This is a genomic window from Aphanothece hegewaldii CCALA 016 (assembly GCF_003007785.1).
In the GTDB taxonomy this organism is placed as follows: Bacteria; Cyanobacteriota; Cyanobacteriia; order Cyanobacteriales; family Microcystaceae; genus Chroococcus; species Chroococcus hegewaldii.
The window spans coordinates 44,834-56,133 of sequence record NZ_PXOH01000023.1; the positions used below are offsets into that span (position 1 = coordinate 44,834).

Annotated in this window: 11 protein-coding genes; 8 read left to right on the forward strand and 3 right to left on the reverse strand. The window is 38.4% G+C overall.

Annotated elements, in window-relative coordinates; all coding sequences use genetic code 11:
- Positions 1–18 precede the first annotated feature (18 nt).
- From C7H19_RS17895 to C7H19_RS17910, 4 genes are read left to right on the forward strand one after another with little or no spacing between them, the layout of a single operon-like run.
- Positions 19–498: a hypothetical protein gene (locus tag C7H19_RS17895; protein WP_106458288.1), complete on the forward strand. Its 480-nt coding sequence runs from the start codon at positions 19–21 to the stop codon at positions 496–498.
- Positions 491–1,054 carry a siderophore biosynthesis protein gene (locus tag C7H19_RS17900; protein WP_106458289.1) on the forward strand — a complete coding sequence of 188 codons (564 nt, stop codon included), beginning with the start codon at positions 491–493 and terminating at the stop codon, positions 1,052–1,054. The genes C7H19_RS17895 and C7H19_RS17900 overlap by 8 nt, the downstream gene beginning before the upstream one ends.
- Positions 1,051–2,283 carry a tyrosinase family protein gene (locus C7H19_RS17905; RefSeq protein ID WP_106458290.1) on the forward strand — a complete coding sequence of 411 codons (1,233 nt, stop codon included), beginning with the start codon at positions 1,051–1,053 and terminating at the stop codon, positions 2,281–2,283. Before C7H19_RS17900 ends, C7H19_RS17905 begins: the two co-directional genes overlap by 4 nt.
- A 12-nt stretch (positions 2,284–2,295) precedes the next feature.
- Positions 2,296–3,042, forward strand: a complete 747-nt coding sequence (locus C7H19_RS17910; RefSeq protein ID WP_219907679.1) for a thioesterase II family protein — start codon at positions 2,296–2,298, stop codon at positions 3,040–3,042.
- A 62-nt stretch (positions 3,043–3,104) separates the two neighbouring features.
- On the opposite strand, the gene C7H19_RS17915 is transcribed toward C7H19_RS17910, so the two are convergent.
- On the reverse strand, positions 3,105–4,346 hold the full coding sequence (locus C7H19_RS17915) for an energy transducer TonB family protein (protein ID WP_106458292.1): 1,242 nt from the start codon (positions 4,344–4,346) through the stop codon (positions 3,105–3,107).
- 322 nt (positions 4,347–4,668) lie between these two features.
- On the opposite strand from C7H19_RS17915, the gene C7H19_RS17920 reads away from it, so the two are divergent.
- Together C7H19_RS17920 and C7H19_RS17925 are read left to right on the forward strand one after the other, a co-directional pair.
- Positions 4,669–5,316 (forward strand): MotA/TolQ/ExbB proton channel family protein, encoded by a 648-nt coding sequence (locus tag C7H19_RS17920; RefSeq protein WP_106458293.1) that lies wholly within the window; start codon positions 4,669–4,671, stop codon positions 5,314–5,316.
- On the forward strand, positions 5,303–5,707 hold the full coding sequence (locus C7H19_RS17925) for an ExbD/TolR family protein (protein WP_106458294.1): 405 nt from the start codon (positions 5,303–5,305) through the stop codon (positions 5,705–5,707). The genes C7H19_RS17920 and C7H19_RS17925 overlap by 14 nt, the downstream gene beginning before the upstream one ends.
- On the opposite strand, the gene C7H19_RS17930 is transcribed toward C7H19_RS17925, so the two are convergent.
- Together C7H19_RS17930 and C7H19_RS17935 are read right to left on the reverse strand one after the other, a co-directional pair.
- Entirely contained in the window at positions 5,708–6,781 is a 1,074-nt protein-coding gene (locus C7H19_RS17930; protein ID WP_106458295.1) for a ferredoxin family protein, read from the reverse strand.
- Between the two features lie 13 nt (positions 6,782–6,794).
- Positions 6,795–7,757, reverse strand: a complete 963-nt coding sequence (locus C7H19_RS17935) for a DUF3102 domain-containing protein (protein WP_106458296.1) — start codon at positions 7,755–7,757, stop codon at positions 6,795–6,797.
- 152 nt (positions 7,758–7,909) lie between these two features.
- Here C7H19_RS17935 and C7H19_RS17940 point away from each other — a divergent pair, with 152 nt between their 5' ends.
- Both C7H19_RS17940 and C7H19_RS17945 read left to right on the forward strand, forming a co-directional pair.
- Positions 7,910–9,601, forward strand: a complete 1,692-nt coding sequence (locus C7H19_RS17940) for an ABC transporter ATP-binding protein/permease (RefSeq protein ID WP_106458297.1) — start codon at positions 7,910–7,912, stop codon at positions 9,599–9,601.
- 2 nt (positions 9,602–9,603) lie between these two features.
- Complete coding sequence (locus C7H19_RS17945; protein WP_106458298.1) at positions 9,604–11,298, forward strand: ABC transporter ATP-binding protein/permease; 1,695 nt, start codon at positions 9,604–9,606, stop codon at positions 11,296–11,298.
- Positions 11,299–11,300 lie beyond the last annotated feature (2 nt).

Here is an 11,300-nt window from a genome sequence, read left to right on the forward strand (position 1 = left end):
TATCTGTACTAACTATACATGAATGAAAATGATCCCAACCCTCCTCATCTTGAGTTGCTGGTTCCTTGGGATTTACCCATTGAGCAAAAACTGAGTGAAACTGACCAAATTATAATTAGTCAATCCTTAAATCAGTTATTGGCAGCCCTCAAACAATCATCGCCTGCTACGGCACTTAAAATTATTGAGGAAACATTAGACAGACTTGGTAGAATAGAGGGATACCCAGTCGAGCCAACTTCGACTAAAACAGCCCTCGAAACTTGGGAAGTCAAAGATTTTGATCAATATTTTGAAATTAGCCATATTCAAACCGAAAATACGGCTATTTGTTTAGTCAGAAGTATCCTGGTTGCCTATCAAACTTTGCTCATCCTGAATGCTCAATATCATGGGTTAGATCCGACTCAAATCGAACTACAAAAACAGGGTTTTGTGAGTTATGTTCATTTGCTGGTTAGAGTTTTCGAGTTGCATTTAGAGGAAGACAATGATTGAGCCGTTACAAATTTGGAAAGGTTTTCACTGGTCATTTTTTATAAATATCCAAGGACTGATTATTTGTTTACGCCGTTTTGAAATTCATATTGCTTTAGATAATATCACTCAAGCTCAAATCGAATTAAAAACCGCTACTGAGATGATGCTGGCTTCAAGTGCGGCGATGGAACTCGCGGGCAGTTTTACTAAACAAGACTATAATTATGTCCGTCAAACGATGACCCCACCCTATGTGCAATCAACAAATTTCAGTGGTTTGATGTGTTGGGAACACGCTTCATTAATCCAACTTTGGAAAAGATTACGCCCTGTTTTTGCGTCGTTACCCATTGAAATACAACCCCAACATCATCAGTTTATCGCAGCTTATTTTGATTTGATGAACGCTCACCGTTCCGTCTGTGAGAAATTTGGCGGCGATGATGAAGGAAGCTTACGTTTTGAGAAAAATAAAGCGATCGATACTCTTGATAAATTTGCTAACAGTCGTTTACAGTTAATTGAACCAAATCACCAAAAATTAAAAAGTTGTCCATTTTCTAGACACGAATGAAATTCCCTAAAAACTTCAAAAAATTCTTATTTTTGCCTTTAATGGCACTCGTTATTTTAATCATTTTTTTAGTCCAAGATCAATTTAATTCAACATCCTATCATCTGCCGTCAATAGAAGCCCCTGTTCCTAGCCCCGTCTATCCCCAACCTGTAACTCAGGCTAACCTCAAAATTCGTAAAAATGTTGTCGATCTCACCCCACCAGAAAAAGCCGCTTTTGTCAACGCCTTAAAAACCCTTAAAAATACGATTCCCGAAGGCAGTCAACTTAGTCAATATGATCTGTTTGTCCTACAACACGTATTAACGATGGGTTTTCGGAAAAAATTGGGCGCAACAGGCCCCGCACAAGGCAACCCTGCCCACAGTCAACCCGCTTTTTTACCTTGGCACCGTCAATATTTATACGAATTTGAACAAGCTTTACAAAAAATCGATCCGAGTGTAACGGTTCCCTATTGGGATTGGACAGAGCCTAACGCTCTTAAAATGATTCTTCAAGATGACTTTTTAGGGCCATCAGGTCAAGGAGAAACGGTCAATATTCTCGAAGCAGGAAGCTTTACAGGGGGAACGGTCACATCTGGACTGTTTGCTGATTGGACACTGAATGACAAAATTCATTTTGATCCAATTACAATGACTTCAATGGGTACTAAACTGATTCGATTTATTGGTTTGCCACCACACGATCGCTATTTTTTACCCAAAGCTGAAGTAGAACAATTGTTCCGCTATAACAATTATGAAATTTTCAACGCCCTAATTGAAGGAGCAATGATCTTGAACGCGAAAAATCAATGGGAGGAAGGCTGGACACTGCACGCCTATGCTCATTCCGTGATAGGTGGTAGTCTAGTCGATGACATTCATCCCTCACACGGTCAGCCCCATCAAACCAAGATTCTCGGCACAATGGATAGTATTCCCTCTTCTCCTTATGATCCGATTTTCTGGTTAAATCATGCTAATGTCGATCGCTTGTGGGCGCAATGGCAAGATCAAGGACATACAGGAGAAACTTTTTATCCCTCTAGTGGAATGCCTTGGGGACACAATTTACATGATCCGATGTGGCCTTGGGATGGTGGACTGTCTCAACCTGGAAATTATGGAATTGATAATATTGTTACTTTACTCCCTAAACCCTCATCGGCACTTGTAGTCACTCCCGCAGATGTTTTAGATTTTAGGAAGTTGGGTTATACCTTTGATACAACCCGCTAAAATGAGATAAAAATGATGTTAGACACAAAGCTTTGGGTAACTTGCCCTAAACCTAATCCAAACGCTAAACTCAGGTTATTTTGTTTTCCTTATGCGGGTGGATCTGCGTGGGTCTTTCGTCCTTGGTTAAATCATTTACCCAGTTTTATTGAACTTTGTCCCCTAGAACTACCCGGAAGGGGCAAACGATGGACAGAAAAGCCTTTTACTAATTTAGATTCTTTAGTTCAAACTTTAGAAACTGCGATCGTACCCCATCTGAATCGACCTTTTGCTTTTTTTGGGCATAGTATGGGAGCAATGATTAGTTTTGAGTTAACCCGTAACTTAAGCCAAAAATATAAAATAAAACCAGTACATTTGTTAGTATCTGGCTGTCGTGCGCCTCAACTTCGTGATCCAAATCCTCCGATTTATAACTTACCTGAACCTGAATTTATCGCAGAAATACGTCGCCTCAATGGAACACCCGAAGCAGTTTTAGAAAATGCAGAATTGATGGAATTAGTTTTACCCGCACTCCGAGCCGATTTTGAGATGTTGGAGACGTACAAATATACTGATGCTAGTTCGTTAGATTGTCCGATCGCTGTTTTCGGCGGTTTACAGGATACTGAAGTAACAACAGAGGATTTACAAGCATGGCAAATACAAACCTTACAAGCTTTTTCCCTACAAATGTTTGAAGGGGATCACTTTTTTATCGAGTCAATGCGATCGTTTTTACTGACTTCAATAACAACTCATTTAAGCTTTTGAATCAATTTCTTTAACTAAAGTGTAAATTTATTTTTTGTAACAACATTATATAGTGGGTTTTTCTACAATTCGGGTGTATCGGGAACGCTCGGTGTCGGTATTGCCTCTGTAGTTGGTTCTGGTGATGGTTGTGCTTGCTGTTGCTGGCGTTCTCTAGCTTGGCGTTCTAGCTGTTGCTGGCGTTCTTGTTGTTCTCTGGCTTGGCGTTCTTGTTGTTGCTGTTGTTCTCTAGCTTGGCGTTGGCGTTCGTTTTGTTGTTGTCTTTCTCTAGCTTGTCGCTCAAAGTCTGATCCTGCAACCGTAAAATTAATAGTTACTCTAACAGATGCAGTACTCTCACCTGAGCGAGGCGCAAACTTCATTTTTTGAGCCGCGATAATCGCTTGTTCATTAATTTGACTGTTACTATGACTTCTGGCTAGATCAGCATTAACTACATTACCACTACTATCAACTGTAACTTTTACTGAGGCACTTCCTTCTACTCCATTGAGTACCGAAGGATAAGCTACTTTACAGCCGCGTACACATTTAAGGGCTTGTCTAGCTTTTGGAGTGGGTTTAGGTGTGGGACGAGCCGCGACAGGAGTAGATGAGCCAGAATTAGAACCTCCTGTACCATCCCCTGTACCTTGTGAATTGCTACCTTGCGAACTCCCTAAACCTGATATCGACTGGGAGCTACCACTAAATGAGCCATTATTTCCTGTCCCAGATGGCGGCGTATCAGGAACAGAAACTTTAGTACCCGATGAATTAGAACCCGTTAAGACCTGCTGTTGAGGTTGTGTATTGGTGATTGGTGTAGGATTAACTGAGGGTCGAGAAGGCTGTACTGGACTGGGTTGAACATCGGGACTCGGCGGTGTGATTGTTTGGGGTTTGATTGCTTGAGGTTTGGGAGCTACTCTAGCGACACGACGAGGTTGAGCAGATCTCGCAGGAGTTTGTCTATTTTCTATTTTAGGTTTGGCTGGTTGAGTTTTTGTGGGTTGGGGTTCTGGGATCGGTGGTGGGGTAACTTTGACCTTTTGAGGTTCTGGTATAGGCGGTGGTGGGATGACTTTGACCTGTTTTTGAGGTTCTGGTTTTGGCTTGATGACTTCTGGTACTGGCTTTGGCGCGTCTACGATGATTAATTCAATAGGTTTTTTTGTTTCTTTTGGTTCTTCGTTAAACCGCATGGCTGCCGAGCTAATCGCACCATGCAATACAATTGAACTAAACAAACCGATCGCCAATAATTTACGACTTTTGTGTTCTTCTTGTTGACGCTGTTGGCTACAAAAGTTTGAATTGGACATTTTTTACTCCCCTCCCACGCTAAATCCTCAACCAAAGCCAAGCTATTGATAAATTCTTTCAGTTATCGTCAATCATAGCAGATGATTAAATGCAATTTCCTGAACTTTCAAATAGCATTAGCCCATATTTATTTGACAATCTATATTTAGAAATATTTTAGAATTATCGTCAAACATTGCTTTCATTGTGATTATAACATTTAAGATTAAAATGAATCTTTCAACCCTTCTTAAACTTTATTGACAATCAATATCAATGAAGTAACCAATGTATTGTAGAATATGAACGAGAATAGTTGCAAAAAAGTTTAGCGAATCATTCATGGCACTTGCTAAGTTAATTGAAACGGCGGGAATCGTCGCCTGGCCTCTATTGGCTTTTTCGGTCATTGGAATTGCTTTAGTTATTGAGCGTATCTGGTTTTGGCTTAAGATACAGTCTCGACAGCAACAAGTAATCACAGAAGTTTTAAGATTGTATCGTTCAGACATCATAGCCACCATTAGAAAACTTAAACAAAATGCTGATTTACCCGTAGCTCGAATTTTTTTAGAAGCGTTGGCTTTAGAAGAACCGACACCTACCGAATTTCGTTTAGCCCTAGAAACGGCAACCCAAGCAGAATTACCAGGATTAAAGCGTTTTAATACATTTTTCCAAACGATTATTACTGCTTCGCCCCTACTCGGTCTATTAGGAACTGTTTTAGGATTGATTCGCTCATTTTCATCATTAAAGATCGGAGATGTAGGGGGAACTAGCACGACAGGAGTTACAGCCGGGATCAGTGAAGCTTTAGTTTCTACGGCGATGGGAATAGTGGTTGCTCTGGCGGCTCTACTTTTTGCTAGTGCTTTTCGTGGCTTTTACATTCGTCAATTGGCTCTGATTCAAGAATATTGTGGACAGTTAGAACTACTATATCGTCGTTTATATGAAAGAGGAGTAAAAGTTAATGCGTCTCCCTGAAGAAGAAAGCGAGCAACTTGGCGAAATTAATATTGTGCCAATGATTGATGTAATTTTCGCTATTTTGACTTTTTTCATCATATCTTCATTAAATCTAAACCGTTCTGCGAGTTTACCTGTCAATTTACCCTCGGCCCAAACGGTAGAAGTTAAACAAGAAACTCAAATTAGTGTCACTGTTGAAGCAGATGGAGATCTATTTGTCGATCGTCAGCCGACTCAATTAGACAATCTTAAAAGTACTTTAGGCAGTTTAATTCAACCTGGAAGTGAATCCTTAGTCGTGATTAATGCTGATAAAAGTGTTGAGCATGGTCAAGTGGTTAAAGTAATGGATCTGTTGCGTCAAGTTCCTGGAGCCAGACTAGCGATCGCAGCAACCCAAGAATAATCATCCGTTGATTTTTGTTAAATGGCTGACTCGATATTGCTGCACAGGTTTTAAGTGTATTTCCTGTGCCGAATGAGCCGCACTTATTACGGGTTCTTGGCGTTCAACAATTGCTTCATAAGCTTTAAAAATTCGCTGATCTGAAGTTTTACACTCAATACGGATTTTAGCTTGAGTAATATTGTTCTTAGCCCATCGCTCAAAAAGAATTTGTAACGGTTGAATCGGAATAGATTGTAAAACTGGATAAAGATGTTTAATAATCCCCCTACCTTTAATTTCTAAAATACGTCCAGATTTAGCATATTTTAGCCAGTCCCAACCTTCTTTAATCCAGATTTCCCGTTCTACAATTTGCTCTAATGGTTTTAAACCTGACCATCCACGATAAAATCGACCGAGATCTGACACCGATCCTGTACGATGGATGATCAGATCTAGTATTTCTGGTTCGACATGGCCCCAGTAATGTCCTTGAGGTAAATCAATAAAGGTGGGTGCAAATTGATGTCCCCCAAAGTGACTACATCGCCATACTCTGAGTTGTCCGTTAGAATGAGCAGCATATTTAGAGCGTAATTGTTTATAGATCGGATAACCAAAACGACCACAAGCAACATCTACATTAGCGTGAGTACAAACGAGAATGTCTCTAATATGATTAGTGTCTTGCCGATATTGCTCAAAATTATTTAGTACTTTTGTATTATTTTTGAGTAAGGCAGTCGCCAGAGAAATTAAATTTGACTCTGGGACTAAAAATTCTTGTTTGTTAAACTCACTAAAAAAACGAGAGGGACGACGATAATAAAAAAGACGAGCATAACCTGTGATGGAGTATTCTGGATCTGGAGCGATCGCCAAAACTCTAATATTAAAACCGCGCCACAGAATCAACTTTTTCATCAAATCAACTAAAGACTTGACTCTGGGATCATCTACCCAGATCATCGGTGACCAAGGCTGTTTTAACTCCAGAATCAGCCAATGCTCATAAGTTCCTGCTGTACCGATCGGATCTTCACCATTGTTTTTAGAAACCTCCGAGCAGAAACGACAATCGGTTAAATTCATCTTTAAATATCCTTTACAATTTAAGTGGCTCTATGGGTAGACCTAACTGAATCGCTGCTTGGTGACATCGCTCTATATTCGGATCACCTGCATAAATTTTGCGTTGTAACTGATCAGCAACAATTAGTAATTCTGCATTTGGCAACCAGGGAAAAATAACCGAGTCTTTAGGATGAGAAAACATATCGAGTAATTGTCCAATATTTCGTAGGCTCAGATCAGCTTCAGGAAAAATAATCACCGTTTTAGCGCGTTCGACTAACCAGTCATGATCCCAGTCGTCGTTTGTAATTGCGATCGCCAGAGAAGCATAGGGAATTTTTTCAGCAAAACGAGAGGAAGCCGTATCACCATAGAATAATAAATGCTGCTGACCTAACCGGTACCATCCTAGTTGTAATTGATCAGTTTTTGGTGTTTCTATGGCATAAACTGGCTCGATTTTGTCCTCAATCGCTAATTTTTCGATGCTTTGTGGTATAATAGCCACAATTTCTGTTTTTTTCTCTGGTGCAGTTTCTTCAATCCGAGAAGAAGGCTGAATTTTTTCTTTTTGAATAATCTCGCGTAACTCTTTGTGAGTCACACTTTCACCGACTTTAGCTTTTTCTATAAATTCATCGCGGACTTTTTGAGAAGTAGAGGGAGCCGCTAAAAGATAAAGAGCAGAAGTAGCAATATCAACTTGAGCTAAAGTTGCTCGTTCTCCAAAAGTTTCATAAACACTGATAAAATTGTAGGCAGTGCGACGGCTCCAACCAAACTCAGCTTTTAACCAGATATCAAACTGACCATGTTTGAGGCGAGAACGTACATCAGCTAACTTTTGTCCGATTTCCCAAATATCTTGCGCCGAGCGACGCAAACGCTCTCTAATTTCTCCTGTGCGTTGTTGGATGATTAATCTTTGTTCGTCATCCAAGCTAAAGTAGTCAAAACTAATTATTAAGTTGACTGTTTTTTCGGAACTATTCATAATGAAAGTTAATAACGGTTTGACAAAATACGCTGCTGAGTTTCCGTTCCGGAGCCGCACTCTTCTAACATAGCTGAAAGCGGGCAGAATTGTCCAATAAATTATACTCTGGAACATCAACCCGATTACAATCGTTTATACAAGAATCATTTATGTTAAATCGTTCCGATCGCTCTTGGCTACACTTATGGAAAGTAGCCAGGCTTTATTGGTTTAGAGAGGAAAAATGGCAAGCTAGAGGACTTCTGTTTCTATTACTACTTTTGTCCTTGGGAAGTAGTAGCTTTTTAGTCATCGAAAGTATACAACGAGGCGAAATTATCTCATCTTTAGCCGCCAAAGATTCCCAAAGATTTATCGAGGCAATCTGGCTATTTTTTGGCTTAATTGTGATGGGTATTCCTTTGCTCTCATTTAATAGTTACATACAAGGAAAGCTTAGTCTTAATTGGCGACGTTGGCTAACCGATTATTTTCTCAATCAATATTTTGCTCAACAAACTTTTTATCAAATTAGTCAAAAAGCGGAAATTGATAATCCTGATCAACGTCTAGCCGAAGATATTAAGATTTTTACTCAGCAATTACTTTATTTTTTCGGTATTTTCCTCGATTCAATGCTTCAGTTAATTGGTTTTATGGCGGTTCTCTGGGTCATTTCTAAACCATTAATGTTTTTTTTAATTGTCTATGCTGTAGTCGGCTCAATGGTGACTTTTTTGGTATTTGGCAAAGTTCTAACTCATCTTAATTATGAGCAGTTTAAAAAAGAGGGAAACTTCCGCTTTGGTTTAATTAGAGTGCGAGAAAATGCCGAAGCAATAGCATTTTATCAAGGACAAATAGAAGAAACTCATCAAGTTAAAAATAAATTTAGGAAAGTTTTCGGAAATTTTAAACGCTTAATTAATTGGCAATTTAATCTTAATGTATTTCAAAATGGCTATCAGTATATTAACTTTATTTTGCCGTTTATTGTTTTAGCTCCGCGTATTTTTTCTGGTGAATTAGAAATTGGTGCCGTCTCCCAGTCTCAAGCAGCATTTGAGCGAATTGGTTTTGCTCTTGGTTTAGTGATCAATCAATTTGATAAACTCAGTTTAATGACAGCAAGTGCTAGACGTTTGGGGATACTTACACAAGCTATGAAAACAGCTACAATTTCTAATAATTCGACTATTGAATTAAAAGAAAAACCTGAATTAAACTTAATAAATATCACCTTACAAACCCCAGATCATCAAAGGAGTTTAGTTAAAGAATTATCTCTAACTATTTCGGTTAATCGATCGCTCTTAATTGTTGGTCCCAGTGGAGTTGGAAAAAGTTCTTTACTAAGAGCTATAGCGAGTTTGTGGAATTCGGGAACTGGAATCATTGAGCGACCCTCAAGAGAAAAAATGTTATTTTTACCACAAAAACCTTACATGATTCTAGGTTCATTACGTCAACAATTATTATATCCTAATCATCAGTTAGTTATCGATGATCAACAATTATTACAAAAACTAGAACAAGTTAATTTAGCTCATTTAGTTAGTCGTTATGATACCTTAGATTGTGTTGAAGATTGGTCAAAAGTTCTTTCACTTGGAGAACAACAAAGATTAGCTATGATCAGACTTTTGATCTCTAGTCCAATCTATGCAATATTAGATGAAGCGACAAGTGCTTTAGATGTTCATCATGAATCATTACTGTATCAACAACTGCTCGAAACTACCGTAACTTTTGTTAGTGTTGGTCATCGTTCTACACTTTTAAAGTATCATCAACAAGTGTTAGAACTAACCGAGGATCACCGTTGGTTTTTAAGTTCAGCCACTAATTATCGTAAAAATTAAAAATGAAGCAATTTGAGCCTCAATTATGGCAAAAATATTGGAAAATTTCTAAAATCTACTGGTTTTCCTCGGAAAAATGGCAAGCGATCGGGCTTTTTATTCTACTTATTTTCTTGTCATTAATTAGTACAGTTTTGTTATTATTATTAAGTATTTTTTTAGGTGAAGTGACTTCAGCACTAACCGCTCAAGACTCTGAACGGTTTATGCAAGCGGTGTTTGTTTTCTTAGGAATGATTGTGATTGGGGTTCCTTTATTGTCTTATAAAATTTATCTACAAGCGAGTTTAGGTCTATATTGGCGACGCTGGTTAACGGATTATTTTATCACAAGTTATCTCAGTGGGCAGTCTTTTTATCAGATGAGTTTTAGGAAAGAAATTGATAATCCTGATCAAAGAATTGCAGAAGATGTTAAAACCTTTACTCAGCAGTCTTTAAATTTTGTAATTATTTTATTGGATGCAGTTTTACAGTTAATTGGATTTACTGGGTTACTGTGGTCAATTTCTAAGCTTTTAATGATTTTTCTAATTATTTATGCAGTGGTGGGTACAGTTTTAACAATGATTGTTTTTGGACGTATTTTTATTAGCATTAATTTAGAACAACTTAAACGTGAAGCAGATTTTCGCTTTGGTTTAGTTCGGATTCGGGAAAATGCTGAAGCGATCGCTTTTTATCAAGGTCAAGGGCAAGAACAAGAGCAAATTCAACAGCGATTTTTCAGGGTTTTTCAGAATTTTAACCATCTGATACGCTGGCAATTGAACCTAAATCTATTTCAGAATGGCTATCAATATATTACTTTTATTTTACCAGGATTGATTCTCGCTCCGCGTATTTTGTCGGGTGAATTAGAAATTGGAGAATTTTCTAAAGCCGGAGTCGCTTTTAGAAGTATTTTAATTGCTTTAGCCTTATTAATCACTCAATTTGATGAATTAAGTGCTTTTGCGGCTGGTATCACACGTTTAGATACAATGTCTCGCTTTATCACGGAACCTGATCTCAATAATACAAGAATTGAAATCATTGAAGATTCTCATTTAGCTTTAAAAGATTTGACGCTACAAACCCCAGACTATCAAACGATTTTGGTTAAAGATTTATCGGTTGCTATTGTATCTGGTCAAGGATTATTAATTATTGGAGCCAGTGGAGTGGGAAAAAGTTCCCTATTGCGAGCTTTAGCGGGTTTATGGACTTCGGGGACAGGAATTATTGAACGACCTTCAAGAGAACAAATGCTATTTTTACCCCAACGTCCCTACATGATTTTGGGATCACTACGTCAGCAATTACTCTATCCTAGCTCCGAAAAAAAGCTGTCAGATGAACAAATTTTAAAGGTTCTCCAACAAGTTAATCTAGCAGATTTAGTGACGCGGTTTGGAGGTTTAGAGGCTGTTATCGATTGGACAAATGTACTATCTTTAGGAGAACAACAACGTTTAGCCTTTGCTCGTTTGTTCATCAATCAACCAAAATACGCTATTTTAGACGAATCGACCAGTGCTTTAGATGCCAAAAATGAAGCTTTACTCTACCAACATTTACAAGAGACTTCCATTACATATATAAGTGTGGGTCATCGTTCCTCATTATTCATGTATCATCAACAGGTTTTGGAACTAACTGGGAATGGAGAATGGAAGTTAAGTTCAGTTGTTGAGCATACCAGAGATAAAAACTAGAG